This is a genomic window from Agromyces sp. NPDC058484, from assembly GCF_042720415.1.
Taxonomy (GTDB): domain Bacteria; phylum Actinomycetota; class Actinomycetes; order Actinomycetales; family Microbacteriaceae; genus Agromyces.
Genome location: NZ_JBHXMP010000005.1, coordinates 163,614 through 182,556, shown reverse-complemented (window position 1 = coordinate 182,556; position 18,943 = coordinate 163,614). Strand labels below are relative to the sequence as shown.

18 protein-coding genes are annotated in these 18,943 nt (G+C 71.6%); 14 read left to right on the top strand and 4 right to left on the bottom strand.

Annotation, left to right across the window (positions count from 1 at the left end; all coding sequences use genetic code 11):
* Positions 1–73 precede the first annotated feature (73 nt).
* The 3 genes from ACFWN7_RS06360 (at position 74) to ACFWN7_RS06350 (ending at position 2,814) form a co-directional block, all read left to right on the top strand.
* Positions 74–466, top strand: a complete 393-nt coding sequence (locus ACFWN7_RS06360) for a RidA family protein (RefSeq protein ID WP_376937904.1) — start codon at positions 74–76, stop codon at positions 464–466.
* 133 nt (positions 467–599) lie between these two features.
* A complete protein-coding gene (locus ACFWN7_RS06355) occupies positions 600–2,282 on the top strand; it encodes an MDR family MFS transporter (protein ID WP_376937925.1) in 1,683 nt (560 codons plus the stop codon).
* Positions 2,283–2,286: 4 nt separating this feature from the next.
* Positions 2,287–2,814 carry a MarR family winged helix-turn-helix transcriptional regulator gene (locus ACFWN7_RS06350; protein ID WP_376937903.1) on the top strand — a complete coding sequence of 176 codons (528 nt, stop codon included), beginning with the start codon at positions 2,287–2,289 and terminating at the stop codon, positions 2,812–2,814.
* On the opposite strand, the gene ACFWN7_RS06345 is transcribed toward ACFWN7_RS06350, so the two are convergent.
* Positions 2,741–4,540 (bottom strand): glycosyltransferase family 2 protein, encoded by a 1,800-nt coding sequence (locus ACFWN7_RS06345; RefSeq protein ID WP_376937902.1) that lies wholly within the window; start codon positions 4,538–4,540, stop codon positions 2,741–2,743. The genes ACFWN7_RS06350 and ACFWN7_RS06345 overlap by 74 nt on opposite strands.
* A 232-nt stretch (positions 4,541–4,772) precedes the next feature.
* Between ACFWN7_RS06345 and ACFWN7_RS06340 the strand changes: the two genes are divergently transcribed.
* Entirely contained in the window at positions 4,773–5,336 is a 564-nt protein-coding gene (locus ACFWN7_RS06340; protein WP_376937901.1) for a dihydrofolate reductase family protein, read from the top strand.
* Here the strand turns inward: ACFWN7_RS06340 and ACFWN7_RS06335 are convergent.
* Both ACFWN7_RS06335 and ACFWN7_RS06330 read right to left on the bottom strand, forming a co-directional pair.
* Positions 5,318–6,925: a sensor histidine kinase gene (locus ACFWN7_RS06335; RefSeq protein WP_376937900.1), complete on the bottom strand. Its 1,608-nt coding sequence runs from the start codon at positions 6,923–6,925 to the stop codon at positions 5,318–5,320. The two genes, ACFWN7_RS06340 and ACFWN7_RS06335, sit on opposite strands and share 19 nt — an antisense overlap.
* The gene (locus ACFWN7_RS06330; RefSeq protein ID WP_376937899.1) at positions 6,922–7,671 is read right to left on the bottom strand and encodes a response regulator transcription factor; all 750 of its coding nucleotides are present in this window, start codon (positions 7,669–7,671) and stop codon (positions 6,922–6,924) included. Before ACFWN7_RS06330 ends, ACFWN7_RS06335 begins: the two co-directional genes overlap by 4 nt.
* Before the next feature lie 319 nt (positions 7,672–7,990).
* Here ACFWN7_RS06330 and ACFWN7_RS06325 point away from each other — a divergent pair, with 319 nt between their 5' ends.
* From ACFWN7_RS06325 to ACFWN7_RS06280, 10 genes are all read left to right on the top strand, one after another.
* Positions 7,991–9,100, top strand: coding sequence for a polyprenyl synthetase family protein (locus tag ACFWN7_RS06325; protein ID WP_376937898.1), 1,110 nt, complete (start codon positions 7,991–7,993; stop codon positions 9,098–9,100).
* Positions 9,101–9,170: 70 nt separating this feature from the next.
* The gene (locus ACFWN7_RS06320; protein WP_376937897.1) at positions 9,171–10,421 is read left to right on the top strand and encodes an inositol-3-phosphate synthase; all 1,251 of its coding nucleotides are present in this window, start codon (positions 9,171–9,173) and stop codon (positions 10,419–10,421) included.
* Positions 10,418–11,290: an SCO3242 family prenyltransferase gene (locus ACFWN7_RS06315; RefSeq protein ID WP_376937896.1), complete on the top strand. Its 873-nt coding sequence runs from the start codon at positions 10,418–10,420 to the stop codon at positions 11,288–11,290. Before ACFWN7_RS06320 ends, ACFWN7_RS06315 begins: the two co-directional genes overlap by 4 nt.
* Entirely contained in the window at positions 11,287–12,174 is an 888-nt protein-coding gene (locus ACFWN7_RS06310) for a sugar phosphate isomerase/epimerase family protein (protein WP_376937895.1), read from the top strand. The genes ACFWN7_RS06315 and ACFWN7_RS06310 overlap by 4 nt, the downstream gene beginning before the upstream one ends.
* A complete protein-coding gene (locus tag ACFWN7_RS06305; RefSeq protein WP_376937894.1) occupies positions 12,171–12,800 on the top strand; it encodes an EboA domain-containing protein in 630 nt (209 codons plus the stop codon). Before ACFWN7_RS06310 ends, ACFWN7_RS06305 begins: the two co-directional genes overlap by 4 nt.
* A complete protein-coding gene (locus ACFWN7_RS06300; RefSeq protein WP_376937893.1) occupies positions 12,797–13,711 on the top strand; it encodes a TatD family hydrolase in 915 nt (304 codons plus the stop codon). The genes ACFWN7_RS06305 and ACFWN7_RS06300 overlap by 4 nt, the downstream gene beginning before the upstream one ends.
* Positions 13,711–14,892 (top strand): metabolite traffic protein EboE, encoded by a 1,182-nt coding sequence (gene eboE, locus ACFWN7_RS06295; RefSeq protein ID WP_376937892.1) that lies wholly within the window; start codon positions 13,711–13,713, stop codon positions 14,890–14,892. Before ACFWN7_RS06300 ends, eboE begins: the two co-directional genes overlap by 1 nt.
* The gene (locus ACFWN7_RS06290) at positions 14,889–16,292 is read left to right on the top strand and encodes an alkaline phosphatase family protein (protein WP_376937891.1); all 1,404 of its coding nucleotides are present in this window, start codon (positions 14,889–14,891) and stop codon (positions 16,290–16,292) included. Before eboE ends, ACFWN7_RS06290 begins: the two co-directional genes overlap by 4 nt.
* Before the next feature lie 80 nt (positions 16,293–16,372).
* Entirely contained in the window at positions 16,373–16,960 is a 588-nt protein-coding gene (idi, locus tag ACFWN7_RS06285) for an isopentenyl-diphosphate Delta-isomerase (protein ID WP_376937924.1), read from the top strand.
* A 12-nt stretch (positions 16,961–16,972) separates the two neighbouring features.
* Entirely contained in the window at positions 16,973–18,190 is a 1,218-nt protein-coding gene (locus ACFWN7_RS06280; RefSeq protein ID WP_376937890.1) for an ROK family protein, read from the top strand.
* A gap of 79 nt (positions 18,191–18,269) precedes the next feature.
* Here ACFWN7_RS06280 and ACFWN7_RS06275 read toward each other — a convergent pair whose 3' ends face one another.
* Entirely contained in the window at positions 18,270–18,938 is a 669-nt protein-coding gene (locus tag ACFWN7_RS06275; RefSeq protein WP_376937889.1) for a hypothetical protein, read from the bottom strand.
* Between the last annotated feature and the right edge of the window lie 5 nt (positions 18,939–18,943).

Sequence of the window (18,943 nt, the reverse complement as noted above, 5' to 3'; positions counted from 1 at the left end):
GGGCCCGGCCCCTCGCATGCCCGCGATGCCCCGATCGATCTCTCGCGTCAGTGGGTCGCGGTAGACCGGAACCATGGAGATCACACACCTGAATCCCGAAGCGCTCTTCTCGAACCCCGCCTTCAGCCAGGGCGTGCTCGTGCGCGGCGCGCACGACACGCTCTACGTCGGCGGCCAGAACGGAACGGATGCCTCGGGCGCCATCGTCGAGGGCGGCCTCGGCCCGCAGACCGAGCAGGCGCTTCGCAACCTGCTCGCGGTGCTCGCAGAGGGCGGCGCCGACCAGTCGAACGTCGTGCGCATGGCGGTGTACGTCGCCGCGGGCGAGTCGGTCGACGAGGGCTTTGCTGCGTCGATGCGCGTGTGGGGGCAGCATCCGACCGCCATCACCGTGCTGTTCGTGGCGGCCCTCGGACGCCCCGATGCGCTCGTCGAGATCGAGGCCATCGCCGTGCTGAATAGTTGACAACGATCAACTACCTGGATATGGTTGACATCTGTCAATCAATTGCAGGAGTCATATGGCGCTCGCCTCGCGCAATCGCGCACCGAAGAAGAACCCGAACGCAGCGGCATCCGTCGAACTGAGCGACACCGGCATGACGCACCGCGAGGTGCTCACCGCCCTCTCGGGGCTTCTGCTCGGCATGTTCGTGTCGATGCTCGCATCGACGGTCGTCGGCACCTCGCTGCCGCTCATCATCTCCGACCTCGAGGGCGACCAGTCCGCGTTCACCTGGGTCGTCACGGCGACCCTGCTGGCGACCACCGTCTCGACGCCGATCTGGGGCAAGCTCGCCGATCTCTTCAATCGCAAGCTGCTGCTGCAGCTCGCGCTCGTCATCTTCGTCGTCGCCTCGGCCGTCGCCGGATTCTCGCAGGACACCGGCACGCTCATCACGATGCGCGTCTTCCAGGGCCTCGGCGCGGGCGGCCTCGCGGCGCTCAGCCAGATCGTCATGGCCGACATCATCAGCCCCCGCGAGCGCGGCAAGTACGCCGGGCTGTTCGGTGCGGTCATGGCTGTCGCCACGGTCGGCGGCCCGCTCCTCGGCGGCGTCATCACCGACGGTCTCGGCTGGCGCTGGAACTTCTTCGTCGGGCTCCCGATCGCGGTGGTGGCGCTCGTGCTCCTGCAGCGCACGCTGCACCTGCCGCGGCATCCGAAGGGCAGGGTCTCGATCGACTACGCCGGCATCGTGCTCATCTCGGCCGGCGTCTCGCTCCTCCTGCTCTGGGTCACGTTCGCGGGCACCGACTTCGACTGGATCTCGGCGCCGAGCCTCGTCATGGTCGGCAGCGCCGCTCTCCTGCTCGTGATCGCAATCGTCGTCGAGCTCAATGTCAAGGAGCCGGTGATCCCGCTCGGTCTCTTCAAGAACCGCACGTTCACGCTCTCGGTCGTCGCGTCGATCTCGGTCGGCGTCGCCATGTTCGGCACCGCGGTCTTCCTCAGCCAGTACATGCAGCTGGCGCGTGGTGCCACCCCCACCGAGTCGGGCCTGCTCACGATTCCGATGATGGCGGGCGTGCTCATCGCCTCCACGGTCGTCGGCGCGCTCGTGAGCCGCCGCGGCAAGTGGAAGGGCTATATGGTCGCCGGCGGCGTGCTCATGATCGTCGGGAGCCTGCTCCTCGGGCAGCTCCACTACGACACGGCGTTCTGGTTCGTGGGCGTCGCGATGTTCGTGCTCGGCGCGGGCGTCGGCATGCTGATGCAGAACCTGGTGCTCGTCGTGCAGAACACGACCGAGGTGAAGAACTTGGGCGTCGCCACCAGTGCCGTCACGTTCTTCCGCAGCCTCGGCGGCACGATCGGCGTCGCGGTGATGGGCTCGATCCTCGGCACCGTCGTCGCCGAGCACCTCGAGACCGGCATTCTCGGGCTCGAGCCCGAGCAGCAGCTCGAGGCGGCGAAGACCCTCGCCGGCGGCGCCATTCCGCAGATCAGCCAGTTGCCCGACTTCCTCCGCGTCGTCGTCGAGTCGGCCTACGGCACCGGCATCGGCAGCGTCTTCCTCGCCGCCGTGCCGCTTGCGATCGTCACGCTCATCGCGGTGGCCTTCCTCCCGAACGTCGGCCTCGGCACCCAGACCGCGATCCAGCGGGCGAAGGCCGACCGAACGGCGGAGGTCGAAGACGCGGAGGACGCCGCGATCGATGCGGGAGCGGCATCCGTCGCCCTTGCTCCCGTGGGTCTCGCGCACCCCGACGGCCACGCCGGCGAGGCCGTGACGATCGGAGCGAGCCGTGGCGCCGACTCGCGCGAGGCAGAACGGTGACGAAATGACGTCCACCGGCGCGACCCCCTCGAGCGACACGCGCACGGCCACCGACGACGAGATCGCGGCGGTGGAGGAGCAACTGCGGCTGCTCTTCGTCCGGGTGCGTGCCGTCTGGAAGGAGGCGGCCGCCGCGGTGCACCCCGACCTCCAACCGGTCGGGTACAAGATTCTGTCGGCGGTCGTGCACCGGGGACGCATGCACGCCGGCGCCATCGCCGAGGCGCTCGTGATCGACAAGAGCGTCGTCAGCCGGCAGATCAAGCAGCTCGAGGCGCTCGGCCTGGCGCGGAGCGTCGCCGACCCCGACGACCGGCGAGCGCGCTTCATCGAGGCGACGCCCGCCGCGATCGGGATCATCGGCCGGAAGGGGTCACGGATGCAACGACAGCTCTACGCGCGGCTGCGCACGTGGCCCGGCGCCGATGTCGACGAGCTCGCACGCCTGCTCGGCCGGCTCACCGCGGAGGTGGTCGTCGTGCCGGGTGCGGATGCGGCGGAGGCGGGTGCGCCCGACGCGACAGTTCGCTGACCTCGACAGCTCGGCTCCCTGAGCCCGTCGAACTGTTCGACCGCCGCAAGCGACCAGATCTCGAGCGTCGCCGACATCCTGGTTTCCCAGGAAGAGAGCGGAGTCTTCGGACCTGCTGAGGAACGGCTCTACGCGCGAGTGAATAGGCGAAGCGGACCGCGCGCGCGGCGAGGTCCCGCACGCGTCCTGCAGGCCAGTCGCGGCGAAACTCGACGGTGCCATCACTCCGCACGACCAGCTCGCATTTCCGCCCAGCGAGGATGGGTGAGCGTTTCGCGGTGTCCAAGGTTGCTTGATCTGCTCGGAGTTCCGTTTCGAAAGTCCAGCCCGCGTGACGCACCTGCGCCACGAGTTGTCCCCCGACGGATGGATCCCGACGGCTGAAGATTCGGAGCGGATCGATCGTGACGCTCGCGGACAGGTCCTGCGGTGCGCGTCCCGGGATGCGGCGCTCGGTGTTGCGGACTTCGTCGCGGAGGAGAAGCTCGACCCGGCCTCGGCGAAGATCTCGGCTTGCATCGAGGGCATTCCGCGGGAGGAGATCGTGGCCGAGGTCCTCAGGGGGTCGCCACACCGAGGGCCGCAGATCCGCCGCTTGCGCGGGACCGATCACTGACCCCGCGGGCGATTCGCCCAGCTCGAAGATGAGCGCATTCTCCTCGTCACGAACAACCTGAACGTGGACCGTCAGGTTGAGCTTCCCGCCGCGTGTCCACTGGGCCGATGTCACCTCGGCGCGGCATTCGAGTTCGGCTTCGAACTCGGCGAGACGGAGGAGGTCGTCGCGCCGTCCGGCGCGGAGCAGAGCAGAGCGGATTCGCAGCGGAAAGGGGAGACCGTCCTCTACGGCAGAACCGAACCTCGCTTGGGCGATGGGAGTGACGACGTCGAGGAAGCGTTCGCGATAGTCGTCGGGGTAACGAACCATGCGTCGTCCGTCCAGCCGCTTCAGGATCTTTCCGCGATACCAATGGCGCAGGAGGGTGTCCCGTAACTCACCGGGTTCCGTGTTGGCCTCGACGAGGTCGAGCACGGTTTCCAGATGGGGGAAGTACGAGACCGGATCGATTCGCGATGAGCTGGCGCTGCCTTCATTCTTCACCCAGGCATAACAGGGTTGACTTGCCAGGATCGAGATCGTTCCCGCGCTGAAGTATGCCCTCATCACGAAGAGATGGTCCTCCAACCGCACCCGGCCGTCCGGGAACCTGATGTTGTTCTCTCGGAGAAACGACGAACGGAACAACTTATGCGGTGTGAGGAGCTCGAGGAGCGGATCCTTTCCGAGCACTGCGCGCGGGACGTCACGGCGAAAGATCTGGCGCGGGATCCTCCGTCCGATGCCCACGACGTTGCCGACCACGACATCGGATGAGCACCGGTCCGCGTAGTCGCAGAACTTCTGCAGCGCCCCCTCGAACAGCCGGTCGTCCTGATCCGCGAAGAACACATACTCACCGCGTGCGGCCTCTATGCCGTAGTTCCGGGGGGTTCCCGGCCAGCCGGTGTGCGCAAGCGTAAGGACGCGAACATTCGAGCGGGCGCGTGCGACCTGCTCGAGTCGAAGTCGGGTCGACTCGTCCGACCCGTCATCGCAGAGGATCACCTCGAATTCTCGGGACGACAAGGTCTGGCGATCAAAGGACTGAATGAGCTCATCGAAGCCCGGTCCGGGGTTGAACACCGGAACGATGACACTCACACGCACTGGCGCCGATACTGCCATGACCTCACGACCCTGCTCATTTCTCTACTCAACAACAAGGGTCGCGCTGCGCTACGGGGGTTGCGCTCCACCGATCAACGTGCTCGCCCATTGCAGACTCCAGGCTTCGGCTCGCCCATTGCGAACCCGTCGAAGCTGGCACGCCCGGGATGAAGCCCAGGGGATCCGCGAGCCGCGACGAGTCCCGCAGGTGGGGCGATACTGTCGGAACCATGACCGAGGAGGACCTCTCATGCGCAAGGTGACCTATTCGATGGGCGTCTCACTCGACGGCTACATCGTCGGGCCTGATGGCGGCTTCGACTGGACGGCGCCCGACGCAGAGGTCTTCCGCTTCTGGATCGACGAGATTCGGGAGGTCGGCGTCCACCTGTTGGGACGACGGCTGTACGAGACGATGCTGTACTGGGAGACCGCCGACCAGGAGGCGTCGCTCGACGACGCCGAGCTCGAGTGGGCCGCGCTCTGGAACCCGCTCCCGAAGGTGGTGTTCTCCACCACGCTGTCCGCGGTGCAGGGCAATGCCCGCCTGGCCTCCGGCGGCCTGGCGGAGGAGATCGAGCGGTTGCGAGCCGAGCCGGGCGAGGGCGACATCGCGATCGGCGGCGCAACGCTCGCCGCCGAGGCGGCCGCGTCGGGTCTGATCGACGAGTACCGGGCCGTGGTCTACCCGGTGCTGGTGGGCGGCGGGATTCCGTTCTTTCCCCGGCACGAGCGCCGGGTGGATCTCGAGCTCGCCGAGACCCGCACCTTCGGCTCGGGGGTCGTCTACCTCCGCTATCGCGTGGCGAGCTGACCAGCGCGATCTCTTTCCGCGGCGGGCAACCGCACACTGAACCGGGTCGACCCCGGCTCGCTCGACACCTCGACGGTGCCGTGATGCGCCTCGACGACCGCGCGCACGATCGCGAGCCCGAGGCCCGTGCTGCCCGCCCGCCGCGAGCGGGAGGAGTCGCCCCGGGCGAACCGTTCGAACAGCGAGCCGAGGAGCTCGGGCGGGATGCCCGGCCCGTCGTCGTCGACCGTGAGCACGACCTCGTCGGCGTCGCGTTCGAGGGCGACGACCACGCTCGTGCCCTCGGGCGTGTGCACGCGCGCGTTCGCGAGGAGGTTCGTGACGACCTGGCGGAGCCGGGGTTCGTCGCCCGTGACGACGGTCGCGGCATCCGGAATCCGTACCTCCCACTCATGGTCGCGGCCCGCCGCCTGTGCGTCGCCGACGGCCTCGACGACGACGCGGCCGAGGTCGACGGGCCGCGCGGCGAGCTCGCGGCCCTCGTCGAGGCGGGCGAGGAGCAGCAGGTCCTCGACGAGCGCCGTCATGCGCACCGACTCCGACTCGATGCGGCCGACCGCGTGCACCACGTCGTCGGGCAGCTCCCGACCGTGCAGGCGCGTGAGCTCCGCGTAGCCGCGAATCGACGCGAGCGGCGTGCGCAACTCGTGGCTCGCGTCGGCGACGAAGCGGCGCACCTTCTGCTCGCTCTGCTCTCGAGCCGAGAGAGCGGATGCCACGTGCCCGAGCATGCGGTTGAACGCGGCGCCGAGCCGTCCGACCTCGGTGCGCTCGTCCTCGACCGGTACGCGCTCGCCGAGCGCCACGTCGCCCCGATCCAGCGGCAGCACCGAGACCCGCTGCGCCGTCGCCGTGACGTCGGCGAGCGGACTGAGTGCACGGCGCACGATGATCGTTCCCAGGGCGAGCGCGAGCAGCAGGCCGCCGAGGGCGACCAGGGAGATGGTGAGCGCGAGCTGTGCGGTATCGGCGTTCACTGCCGCGAGCGGCAGTGCGAGCACCACCGAGATGCCGTCCGCACCCGCGGGCTCGATCGCGAGCGCGCGGTACGAACCGAGGCTGCCCACGTCGATCGTGTGCGGCTCGCCGTCGGGCGGCACCGCCGCCAGGGCTTCGGCGAACGGGGCGGGCAGGTCGAGCACGCGGCCCGCGTCGGCGATGTACCCGGCCTGGGCGGCGCCGTCGGCTCGCACGAGCGCGGCGAGCGTGCCCGCCGACTGACCGGGCACCGTCAGGATGAAGTCGGGTTCGACCGACGGATCGCCGGGGAAGCCCGGGGGCTGGGCGTCGATCGCGACGTTCGCGCGCGACATCGCGTCGTCGAGGCTCGCGTCGAGCCCGGCGAGCGACGAGCCGTGGAAGACGGCGACGCTGACGAGGCCCACGATCGCCGAGACGAGCACGAGCAGCGCCGCGACGATGAGGAGGAGGCGCCGGCGCAGGGTCAGCGGGCGGGGGCGGACCGCGGCATCCGTCGATGGGTGCTCGTCGAGGTCGCCGGCGGCCGGCGTTCCCGGAATCACCGGGGTTCGAGGCGCCAGCGCCGCTCGCGACGACGCGGCGTGGCCGGGATCGCCCGGTCGGGTCATCCGGCGGCCTTCAGCATGTAGCCGGCGCCACGCACCGTGTGGATCATCGGCTCGCGGCCGGCGTCGACCTTCTTGCGCAGATAGGAGATGTAGAGCTCGACCACCGTCTCCTTGCCGCCGAAGTCGTACGACCAGACCCGGTCGAGGATCTGCGCCTTGCTCAGCACGCGGCGCGGATTGCGCATGAGGAAGCGGAGCAGCTCGAACTCGGTCGCCGTCAGCTCGATGGGCGTGCCGGCGCGCTCCACCTCGTACGAGTCCTCGTTGAGACCGAGGTCGCCGACCGTGAGCACCGGGTCCTTCGCCTGCGCGAGCGTCAGCGTCGAGCGGCGGATGAGTCCGCGCAGTCGCGCGACCACCTCTTCGAGGCTGAACGGCTTGGTGACGTAGTCGTCGCCGCCGGCGGTGAGCCCCGCGATGCGATCGTCGAGGGAGTCCTTCGCGGTGAGGAAGAGCACGGGCGTCTCGGCGCCGTCGGCGCGCACCCGCTGCAGCACCTCGAGGCCGTCGATGTCGGGGAGCATGATGTCGAGCACGATCGCGTCGGGCCGGAACTCGCGCGCGACCTTGACGGCGCCCAGGCCGTCGGCCGCGGTGCGCACGTCCCAGCCCTCGTAGCGCAGGGCCATCTTCAGCAGCTCGGTCAGCGCATGCTCGTCGTCGACGACGAGCACGCGCACCATGGAGCCGTCGCCCTTCGCGATCTGCGGGGCGCGGTGGGAGGCGGTGACCGGTCCGGAGTTCATGCCTCCAGTATCCGCGTCGCTCTATGCGTTTCCTATGGGTTCGATGAGCGGATGCCGCAGCCGAAGCGCTCGGTCACCGCAAACGTGTCGCGGTCGACCACCAACTCGCGTCACGGCGCGCCGTCTCCCATCAATCAACGGCGGTTGTCGACTTTTGGTGGGCGACCATGCATATGCCGCATAATTGACAAGCAACATTCGGCGATCTAGCCTGAACCTGTAGAGCAGATCGACACATGGCCTCTTCGAAGCCTCGATCGGCCCTGAGTTCCGGCGCGACTCCGTGACTCTCGCCTTGTCATCGTCGACGGAGGATTGCATGTCCCGTGCCCCTGCGGCCGCTTCGGCCGGCACGGCCGTGGTCGATCAGGCGCTCGGCGCCCGGGTCGATGCGTTCATGTCCGATGCACCCCGGCTCGCCTCCGAACTGTGGACGGAGGTCTCCCGTCGAGCAGCGGCCGCCGGGCCGGCGATGGCCCGCCTCATCGAAGCAGCCAGGGCGGCAGACGGCGGCAAGCACGTGCGCCCGCGCCTGGTGGCCGCCGCCTTCTACGGCCTCCAGGGTTCCGACGCGTCGCTGTTGCGACGCGTGGCAGGCGCACAGCAGCTGCTGCACATCGGGCTGTGCATGCACGACGATGTCATCGACGGCGACCGTGTGCGGCACGGCCGGCCGAACGTGATCGGACTCGTGGAACGCGAGGCGCGCGCGGCAGGTCTCGGCGCGGCCGCCGCGGCACGGCAGGGCGAGGCATCCGGAATCCTCGCCGGAGACCTCGCACTCAATGCCGCGGTGCTCGCACTCCTCGACGCCCCGGCGCCCGCCTCGATGCGGCTGCGCCTCGCCGGCGCCGCCCTCGAGGCGGTCGAGCGCACGATCGCCGGGGAGTTCCTCGACCTGCGATCCGAGATGCTCGCGCCCGCCCGGTCGGAACCACTGCAGGTCGCGCTGCTGAAGACCGCCTCGTACAGCGTGACGCTTCCCCTGACGCTCGGCGCTCTCGCCGCGGGCGCCGACGACCCGGCTCTCCTCGGAGCTCTGGAGCGGGTCGGGTCGGCCTTCGGCGCCGCGTACCAGCTGAGCGACGACGACCTCGGGTTGTTCGGCTCGCCGGCCGTCACCGGCAAGTCCGCGCTGTCCGACCTCCGCGACGGCAAGCGCACCGAGCACATCCGGATCGCGCACGCCCGCGCGGGCGGCGCCGAACGGTCGGTGATCGACGACGTGCTCGGGCGGCCGAGTGCGACCGAGGCCGACGCCGAACGCGTGCGCGGCATCGTGACGGCCACGGGTGCCCGGGCGGCCGTGCACGACGTCATCGATCGGCACCTCGATCGCGGCATCCGCGCCGCCGCCGACGGCCTGCCTCCGATGCTCGCCGCCCACCTCACCGACCTCGCCCGCGCACTCGGCCGCCGCGAGCGCTGACGCACCGCGGCGACACGACCGACACGACGTCGACAACCGACACGTACGAACAAGAACCAGGAGGACCGACGTGACCACCACCCCCGACATCCAGCACACCCGCACCGCACCCGACGGCGGGTGGACCCGAGGGCGCGTCGGCCTCTGGCTCAACGGTGCCCGCGGCTCGGTGGCCACCACGGCCGCCGTGGGCGTGCAGGCGCTCGCGGCCGGGATCGCACCGCCCACCGGGTGCACGACCGCGGGGCCGGGCTTCGCCGGCGTTCCGCTTCCCGCATTCGACGAGATCGTCCTCGGCGGCCATGACGTCAGCACCGTGTCGCTGGCGGCCCGTGCCGAGGTGCTCGCAGACGTCGGGATGCTCCCCACGGCCATCGTCGCGGCGGTCCGCCACACGCTCGGCGACGTCGACGCCGAGATCCGCCCCGGCTACGACCCTGCGACCCACGAGGGTACCCAGGCCGAGGCCGTCCGCCGCCTGAGCGACGACATCTCCGCGTTCCGCGCCCGCCACTCGCTCGCGCACGTCGTGGTGATCGACGTCTCGTCGACCGAGCCGCTGCCCGAGGACCGACCCGAGTTCCATGACGCCGATCTGCTCGTCGCGGCCCTCGACGACCCGACGCAGGCGGTGCTCCCGCCGAGTTCGGTTGCCGCTCTCGCCGCCATCGAGTCGGGCAGCGCCTACGCGTGCTTCACACCGTCGACGGGCATCGGGCTCCCGGCCCTGCGCGCACTCGCCGACCGCCGCGGCATCCCCTACGCCGGGCAGGACGGCAAGACCGGCGAGACGCTGCTGCGCACCGTGCTCGCCCCCATGTTCACCGAGCGCGGCATGCACGTGCACTCCTGGGCGGGCACCAACCTCCTCGGCGGCGGCGACGGTGCGACGCTCGCCGACCCCGAGGCCGTGCGCAGCAAGCTCGTATCGAAGAACCGCGGGCTGATCAGTCTGGTGGGCGAGCACGTGGTGGCCCCGCTCCACATCGACAACGTGCCCGACCTGGGCGACGTGAAGACCGCCTGGGACCACGTGCACGCCGAGGGCTTCCTCGCCACGCGGATCACCCTGCAGACCACCTGGAGCGCGTACGACTCGATGCTCGCCGCGCCGCTCGTGATCGACCTGGCACGCCTGCTCTCCCTGGCCGACGCGGCCGGCCAGTACGGCGTGCTCCCGGCGTTCGGGTTCTTCTTCAAGGACCCGTGGGGCAGCGACGTGCACGCCTTCGCCGACCAGGCGACCGCGCTGCGGTCGTGGGCCGCCGAGACCGGACTCGCGGTGGCGCCCGAGTCGATCGCACTCGGCGGCACGCGGTGACGACCTTCCGCGACGTGCTCGAACTGGTGCGCGCCCCCGCGGCGCTCACCGTGCTCGGCGACACGGCGGTCGGCGCCCACGCGGCGGCCGGCGGGTTCACGCGACGCGGATGGCTCCTCCCCCTCGCCTCCGCGGCAATCTACAGCGGCGGCATGGCCCTGAACGACTGGGCCGACCGGTCGGTCGACGCGATCGAACGCCCCGAGCGGCCGATCCCGTCGGGTCGTGTGCGACCCCGGCAGGCGCTGGCCGTCGCCGCCGCCTGCGGCGTGGCCGGGCTCGCACTGGCCGCCGCAGGAGGCGGACGGCGCTCGCTCGCGGTCGCGGTGCCGCTCGCCGCGGCTGTGGTCGCCTACGACGTCGTGGCCAAGCCGACCGCCGCCGGCCCGCTGGTGATGGCAGCCTGCCGGGCACTCGACGTGATGATGGGAGCCGGCGGCTCACCGCGCGCCCTCCCGGCGGCGCTCACCATCGGCACCCACACCGCAGGGGTCACCGCCCTCTCTCGCGGCGAGGTGCACGGCGGCTCCGCCGCCGACCTCGGCACGGCGCTCGCCGCGACCGGGGCCGCAGCGGCCTCGATCGAGGCGGTCGCACCGTCGGTGCAGGCCCCGCTGGCGCGCGTCGCGGGCGCGGCCGGCGCGGCGGGCTACCTCGCGTCGGCGCTGCCGAGCCAGCTCGCCGCGGCCGACGACCCGTCGCCCGCCCGCGTGCGCGACGCCACCCGCACCGGCATCGGCTCGGTCGTGCCGCTGCAGGCCGCACTCGTCGCGCGGAGCGGCTCGCTCGCCGTCGCGCTCGGTCTCGCCGCCCTCGACGGCACCCGCCGGTTCCTCATGGCGAGGCGGCGGGCCGGCGACGTCACATGAGCAGCGCGGAGCCCACCGGCACTATCGCCCCATCCGCCCTGCCTGGGGCGGCGTTCACGCTGGGGTACGGCACGAACGGGTTCGTCGACCACACGCTCGACGACGCGCTGCTCGTGCTCGACCGGCTCGGCTACCGCGCCCTGGCGCTCACCCTGGGGCATCCGCACGTCGACCCCTTCGCGAGCGACGCCGATCGCACCGCGTCCCGGCTGCGCCGGCGGTTCGACGACCTGGGGTGGCGGGTCGTGGTCGAGACGGGCGCGCGCTACACGCTGGATCCGTTCCGCAAGCACCGGCCGACGCTCCTCGACGACGACGCGAGCCTGCGCGAGGCGTTCCTCCGGCGTGCCGTCGACCTCGCCGGCGTCCTCGGCGCGGAGTGCGTGTCGCTGTGGTCGGGGGTGCTGCCCGAAGGGGTCGCCGCCGAGCAGGGCGGCGACCGGCTGCGCGAGCGACTCGCCGGCCTCGTGGCCCACGCCGCGGCATCCGGTGTCGCCCTCGCCCTCGAGCCCGAGCCGGGCATGCTCGTGGAGACGGTCGCCGATGCGCTCCGGCTGCGGGCCGACCTCGGCGACCCGGCCGTGCTCGGCCTCACGGTCGACCTCGGTCACTGTGTCGTGGTGGAGCCGGGCGGCGTGGCGGGCGCCCTCCGCGCGGCCGGACCCCTGCTGCGCAACGTGCAGGTCGACGACATGCTGCCGTCCGCGCACGAGCACCTCGAGCTCGGGCACGGCGCACTCGACCTGGCGGTCGCGCTCCGCACCCTCGAGGAACTCGACTACCGCGGCGTCGCGGCCGTCGAGCTGCCGCGACACGCGCACGACGCGCCGGCCGTCGCCGCGCGCTGCATGACCGCACTGCACCACGCCTGGGAGGCACGATGAACGACGGATGGATCCACGAGAGCGTGCTGGCGATCGCCGCCGAGCCGGCGCGCGTCGCCGAGCTGTTCCCGGCGGCCGGACGCGCCGTCGGCCGCGACCCCCTCGCTCCCGACGACGACCCGCTCGGCCTCGTGCACGGCACCCTCGACGATCGAGCGCGAGAGGAGCTGCTCCGCGCGACGCTCGCGGCCCTCCCGCCGCAGGACGCCGCACGAGCGATCGACGAGCTGTACCGGTTCGGCGACGACGCGGAACGTCGCGGTGTGCTGCGAGGCCTGGGCGCCGCCGGCGCCGCCGGCCCCGCCGGCCCCGAAGCTGCGCCGATCGTTGCCGTCGGGCTCGACCTCGTCGCCGACGCACTCCGCACGAACGACCCGCGCCTGGTCGCCGCCGCCCTCGGCCCGTTCGCGGCGCGTCACCTCGACCAGCACTCGTGGCGGCACGGCGTGCTCAAGGCGCTGTTCATGGGCATCCCGCTCGCGGCGGTCTCGGGCCTCGAGCGCCGCGCCGACGGCGAGCTCGCCCGCATGGTGGCCGCCCTCGTGGCCGAGCGACGCGCGGCATCCCGTCCCATCACCGACGACATGACCCGACTCGCGACCGCGACCGACCCCGAGGGGGAATGACCATGCGCATCTTCGACCCGCACATCCACATGAGTTCGCGCACCACGACCGACTACCTCGCGATGTACGACGCGGGCGTGCGGGCGGTGGTGGAGCCGTCGTTCTGGCTCGGACAGCCGCGAACCAATCCCGGCAGCTTCGCCGACTACTTCGACGCGCTCATCGGCTGGGAGCGGTTCCGCGCGGCGCAGTACGGCATCCGCCACCACGCCACGATCGGCCTGAACCCGAAGGAGGCGAACAACCCGCGATGCCGCGAGGTGCTCGGCCTCCTCCCCCGCTACCTCGCGAAGGACGGGGTCGTCGCCGTCGGCGAGACCGGCTACGACTCGATGACGCCGGCCGAGGACGAGGTGTTCGCCGCACAGCTCGAGCTCGCCCTGCGCCACGGGCTCCCGGCGCTCGTGCACACCCCGCACCGCGACAAGGCGGCGGGCACGCTGCGCACGCTCGACGTCGTGCGCGAGTCCGGCCTCGCGCCCGAGCGGGTCGTCGTCGACCACCTCAACGAGATGACCGTCGCCGCGGTGGCCGAGAGCGGATGCTGGATGGGCTTCTCCATCTACCCCGACACCAAGATGGACGAGCGGCGCTTCGTCGCGATCCTCCGCGAGTACGGCACCGAGCGGATGCTGGCGAACAGCGCCGCGGACTGGGGTCACTCCGACCCGCTCAAGACGCGCGCGACCGCCGAGGCGATGCTCGACGCCGGCTTCACCGAGCACGACGTCGACGTGGTGCTGTGGCAGAACCCGGTCGCCTTCTACGGACAGAGCGGTCGCCTCAACCTCGACCCGGTTCCCGGTTTCGACACGGATGCCGCGGGCGACTCGGATGCCGCGGGCGTCTCGTTCGCCGAAACCGGCGCGACCTTCGAGGGCAACTCGGTCCTGCGGGGAGTGCGCGCCTGATGGAGCTGTCGTACTGCACCAACGTGCACCCCGCGGAGGACCTCGACGGCGTGCTCGCCCAGCTCGACGCCTACGCCGGACCGGCGCGGCGGGCCGCGGGGCTCGACCGGCTCGGGGTCGGGCTGTGGCTGCCGGCCGACCTCGCACGGCGCCTCGCCGCCGACGCCGACGCACGCGAGCGGGTGCGCGCCGGGCTCGAGGCGAACGGCCTCGACGTGCGCACGGTCAACGCGTTCCCGTATGCGGCGTTCCACGCCGACGTCGTGAAGCTCGACGTGTACCGCCCCGACTGGACCGATCCGAGGCGCGCCGACTACACCCTCGACTGCGCGCACGTGCTCGCCGAGCTGCTGCCGCCCGGCGGGGCGGGCAGCATCTCGACGCTGCCGCTCGGCTGGCGCACCCCGTGGACCGGCGCCGACGACGCGCGGGCGACGGCGGAGCTCCGGCGGGTGTCCGACGGCCTGCGCGAGCTGCGCGCACGCACGGGTCGCACGGTGCGCCTCGCCATCGAGCCCGAACCCGGCTGCGTGCTCGACACCGTGGCGGACGTGGTCGGATGGCTCGCCCCGCGCCTCGGCCGCGATTCCGACCCCGGCGCGGGCATCGATCCCGAGCACGTCGGCATCTGCCTCGACACGTGCCACCTCGCCGTGTCGTTCGCCGACCCGACGGAGACCGTGCGCACGGTCGAGGCGGCGGGCATCCGGATCGTGAAGGTCCAGGCATCCGCCGCACTCCACGTGGACGACCCGGCCGACCCGGCGAGCCGCGAGGCCGTGGCCGCGTTCGTCGAGCAGCGCTACCTGCATCAGACCCGAGAGCTCGGTTCCGACGGCGCCGTGCGCGCGGTCGACGACCTCCCCGACGCGTTCGCGACCCTGCCGGCGCAGGGCCCCTGGCGGGTGCACTTCCACGTGCCGCTGCACCTCGCGCCGACGCCCCCGCTGCGTGCGACCACCGACGTGCTGCGGGCCGCGTGCGCCGCCGTGCGCGAGACGCGGCACGGCGACGAGGCCCACCTCGACATCGAGACCTACACGTGGTCGGTGCTCCCGGGCGGCCAGGCCGACCTCGTCGCCGGCATCGCCGCGGAGGTGCGCTGGGCGACCGACGAGCTGCTCGCCGTGCCCGCCGCAGGCGCGAACGCGAGCGCCGTGCTCGAGGAGGTCGCATCGTGACCCGCGTGCTCCTCCTCGATGTCGTCGGGCTCACCGAGCGGGCGCTCGCGCACATGCCGCGGCTCCGCGCCCTCGCCGCGGGCGGTGTGCAGACCCGCCTCGGCACGGTGCTGCCCGCGGTCACGTGCAGCGTGCAGTCGACGATGCTCACCGGTCTCGCACCGGCCGAGCACGGCATCGTGGGCAACGGCTGGTTCCTGCGCGACATCGGCGAGGTGAACCTCTGGCGACAGCACAATGCGCTCGTCGGCGGCGAGAAGGTGTGGGAGACGGCGCGCCGATCGGATCCGGGCTTCACCGCGGCCAACATCGGGTGGTGGTACGCGATGGGCGCGAGCACCGACATCACGGTCACGCCCCGCCCGGTCTACCACGCCGACGGCCGCAAGTCGCCCGACTGCTACACGCGACCGCCGGCGCTGCACGACCGGCTCACCGACGAGCTCGGCACGTTTCCGCTGTTCGACTACTGGGGCCCGACCGCGTCGATCCGCTCGAGTCGCTGGATCATCGAGGCGACCCGCACGATCCTGCGCGAGCAGGGCCCCGACCTCGTCATGGCGTACCTCCCGCACCTCGACTACGACCTGCAGCGGTTCGGTCCCGACTCCCCCGAGGCCGACCGTGCCGCCGCCGACCTCGACGCCGCGCTCGCGCCGCTGCTCGACGACGCACGGACGCACGGGGCATCCGTCATCGCCGTCGCCGAGTACGGCATCGCGCCGGCCGACCGCCCCGTCGACATCAATCGGATGCTGCGGGGCGCGGGCCTGCTCGAGGTGCAGGTGCAGCACGGTCGCGAGTTGCTCGACCCCCTGACCTCGCGGGCGTTCGCCGTCGCCGACCACCAGGTCGCGCACGTGTACGTCGCCGATCCCGCCGACGTGCCGCGCGTGCGCGACGTGCTCGAGCGTGCGGTGGGCGTCGACGAGGTGATCGACCGCGAGCAGCAGGCGCGCTACGGCCTCGACCACGCTCGGTCGGGCGAGCTCGTCGCGATCGCCGAGCCGGGTGCCTGGTTCACGTACTACTACTGGCTCGATGACGAGCGCGCGCCCGACTTCGCGCGGGGCGTCGAGATCCACAAGAAGCCGGGCTACGACCCCGCGGAGCTGTTCCTCGACCCGGCCGACCCGCTGGTGAAGCTCCGAGCCGGGATGAACCTCGTGCGCAAACGCCTGGGACTGCGGTACACGATGAACGTCGTCCCGCTGGATCCCTCATGCGTGCGCGGCACGCACGGCCGGTTGCCCGAGTCGTCGGCCGACACCCCGCTCCTCCTCTGCTCCGACGCCACGCTGCCCTTCTGGGAGGCGGCGGCCGAGACGGTGCCCGCCGCCCGCGTGCGCGATCTCGTGCTGCAGGCGGCGCAGGTGCCCGGAGCGACGGTCGCGTCGTGAGCACGCGGCCCGGCGCCGAGGCCGACCACGAGATAGAGGCCGACCACGGGGTCGAGGCCGGCCACGAGGTCGAGGCCGGCATCGAGCAGGTCGTGCTGCTCGACGACACCGGTGCCCCGATCGGCGTCACCGAGAAGGCGCTGGTGCACAACACCGACACCCCCCTCCACCTCGCCTTCTCGTGCTACGGCTTCGCAGCCGACGGGCGGATGCTGCTGACCCGCCGTTCGCTCGCCAAGCGCACCTGGCCCGGGGTCTGGACCAACGCGTGCTGCGGGCATCCCGCGCCCGGCGAGGATCCCGAGCTCGCGGTGCGGCGACGGGTGGGGAGCGAGCTCGGGGTCGAGCCGCACGACGTGCGGCTCGTGCTGCCCGACTTCAGGTATCGCGCCGTGGCTGCCGATGGAATCGTCGAGCACGAGGTGTGCCCGGTGTACTTCGCCGACCTGCCGACCACGCTCGCTCCCGACCCCGGCGAAGTGCTCGAGTGGGCATGGGTGGCGCCGTCGTCGTTCCTCGACGTCGCCGCGCAGGCGCCGTTCCTGCTCAGTCCGTGGAGCGTGCTGCAGGCAGAGGAGTTCCGTCGGCGCGGGCTCCTGGCGGCACCCGGCCTCGCGGAACTCACGCGACATCCGACTTCACTACTCGATCTTTCACCAAGGTCGTGACAAGATACGACTATGAACGACGTAAGCCCGCAGGGCGATGATGCCCATGTCACCGCGCTCGGATCATCGGTCGCGAGCGACCTCTTCCAGATCCTGCGAGATGGGCAGCCTCGCACGCGCACCGAGCTCTCGGCGATGACCGGGCTCGCGCGATCGACGGTCGCCCTCCGCATCGACGCGCTCATGAACCTCGGCCTGGTCGGCCCCGTGGGCGACGCCGTCTCCACCGGCGGGCGCCCGTCGAGCCAGTTCGCCATCACCGCCAGCGAGCGCGTGGTGCTCGGCGTCGATGTCGGCGCCTCACACGTGCGCATCGCCGTGAGCGACCTCACCGGCCGGATCCTCGGCGAGAGCGACGACCGCATCCAGGTGTCCGAGGGGCCCGAGGCGGTGCTCGGCTGGGTGTCCACCGCGGCGCGAGCGCTCATGGAGCGCGTCGGCCGTGGGCCGGGCGACCTCCTCGCGATCGGCATCGGCCTCCCCGGACCGGTCGAGCACCGCACCGGACGGCCCATCAACCCGCCGATCATGCCCGGCTGGGACCGCTTCGACGTGCCGGGCTGGTTCAGCGACGTCTTCGACGCACCCGTGCTCGTCGACAACGACGTGAACATCTCGGCGCTCGGCGAGCGCGAGCTCTCGTGGCCCGAGGTCGACCACCTCATGTTCGTGAAGGTCGCCACCGGCATCGGCTCCGGCGTCATCTCGGGCGGCATCCTGCAGCGCGGCGCCCAGGGCACCGCCGGCGACATCGGGCACGTCTACGTCGCCCGCGGCGCCGACGTGCCCTGCACCTGCGGAAATCGCGGATGCCTCGAGGCGCTCGCCTCGGGTCCCGCCATCGCGCGCGAGCTGCGGGAGACCGGACTCGAGGCGGAGTCGAGCCAAGACGTCGTCGACCTCGTGAAGCGAGGCAACATCGACGCGATCCAGGCGGTGCGCCAGGCCGGTCGCGACATCGGCGAGGTGCTCACCACCTGCGTGAGCCTGATCAACCCGTCGGTGATCGTCATCGGGGGCAACCTCGCCCAGGCGGGCGAGCACCTCATCGCCGGCGTGCGAGAGATCGTCTACACGCGATCGATGCCGCTCGCGACCGAGTACCTGCAGATCACGCAGTCGAAGTCCGGGTCGGATGCCGCGGTGCTCGGCGCCTGCATGCTGGCGATCCATCACGCGCTCTCGCCCGAGAACGTCGAGGCGATGGTCGTCGGGGCTCCGGCGCGATAGGGCGGTCGCGGCATCCGGCCGCTGCGCACGCACACGAACGGGCCCCGGTTCCGAAGAACCGGGGCCCGTTCGTCGCTGATCACTCGAACAGTGACAGGGTCAGTGTCGAAGTGTAGTTGCCTGCGGCGGTGGTGCTGGGGGTGCGCAGGAACAGGTTCGCGTTCGCGGTCCAGGAGCCTTCGCTGGCGACGTCCTCGGAGTCGAACGCCATCGCGAGCAGCTCCTGGTCGACCAGGCCGACGTTGTTCGGCGGCGCGGTCGGCGGCGTGGTCGGATCGTCGACGACGGTGACGACCTCGCCGCCCTCGGCCACGAGACCGGAGTCGCCGCCGTCGATCAGGGCCGGCTTCCAGCCGAGGTGCCCGGCCGAGATCGGCGCCTGCCCGGCGTCGTCGGTGAACTGGCTCGCGGAGCCCAGCACGTACCAGGCGGCGCCGTCGGGGATCTCCTCGGCGGTGCGGGTGTCGGTGACCGTGACCGTGGGCAGCGTTCCCGTGAACTCGCGCAGCAGCGGGTCGGCCGAGGTGCCCTCGGTCAGGCTGACCGCGTCGCCGGCGACGCTCATCGCGAGCACGCCCGGCTCGGTCAGCTCCGAGATCGCGACGTTCACGTCGACCGCGTCGTTGCCGTGCCCGACCGGGTCGGCCGCGTTCGCCGCCGCGGCACCGGCCGCGGTCAGCATGAGCGCGCCGAACGCGGCAGCGGTCACCCGCAACGCGGCAGGGGTGGTGCTTCTCTGTGTCCTCATCATTG

Coding starts and splice junctions, on each gene's coding strand:
- ACFWN7_RS06360 (WP_376937904.1), top strand. CDS start 74: ATGGAGATCACACACCTGAATCCCGAAGCGCTCTTCTCGAACCCCGCC.
- ACFWN7_RS06355 (WP_376937925.1), top strand. CDS start 600: ATGACGCACCGCGAGGTGCTCACCGCCCTCTCGGGGCTTCTGCTCGGC.
- ACFWN7_RS06350 (WP_376937903.1), top strand. CDS start 2,287: ATGACGTCCACCGGCGCGACCCCCTCGAGCGACACGCGCACGGCCACC.
- ACFWN7_RS06345 (WP_376937902.1), bottom strand. CDS start 4,540: ATGGCAGTATCGGCGCCAGTGCGTGTGAGTGTCATCGTTCCGGTGTTC.
- ACFWN7_RS06340 (WP_376937901.1), top strand. CDS start 4,773: ATGCGCAAGGTGACCTATTCGATGGGCGTCTCACTCGACGGCTACATC.
- ACFWN7_RS06335 (WP_376937900.1), bottom strand. CDS start 6,925: ATGACCCGACCGGGCGATCCCGGCCACGCCGCGTCGTCGCGAGCGGCG.
- ACFWN7_RS06330 (WP_376937899.1), bottom strand. CDS start 7,671: ATGAACTCCGGACCGGTCACCGCCTCCCACCGCGCCCCGCAGATCGCG.
- ACFWN7_RS06325 (WP_376937898.1), top strand. CDS start 7,991: ATGTCCCGTGCCCCTGCGGCCGCTTCGGCCGGCACGGCCGTGGTCGAT.
- ACFWN7_RS06310 (WP_376937895.1), top strand. CDS start 11,287: ATGAGCAGCGCGGAGCCCACCGGCACTATCGCCCCATCCGCCCTGCCT.
- ACFWN7_RS06305 (WP_376937894.1), top strand. CDS start 12,171: ATGAACGACGGATGGATCCACGAGAGCGTGCTGGCGATCGCCGCCGAG.
- ACFWN7_RS06300 (WP_376937893.1), top strand. CDS start 12,797: ATGACCATGCGCATCTTCGACCCGCACATCCACATGAGTTCGCGCACC.
- eboE (WP_376937892.1), top strand. CDS start 13,711: ATGGAGCTGTCGTACTGCACCAACGTGCACCCCGCGGAGGACCTCGAC.
- ACFWN7_RS06280 (WP_376937890.1), top strand. CDS start 16,973: ATGAACGACGTAAGCCCGCAGGGCGATGATGCCCATGTCACCGCGCTC.
- ACFWN7_RS06275 (WP_376937889.1), bottom strand. CDS start 18,938: ATGAGGACACAGAGAAGCACCACCCCTGCCGCGTTGCGGGTGACCGCT.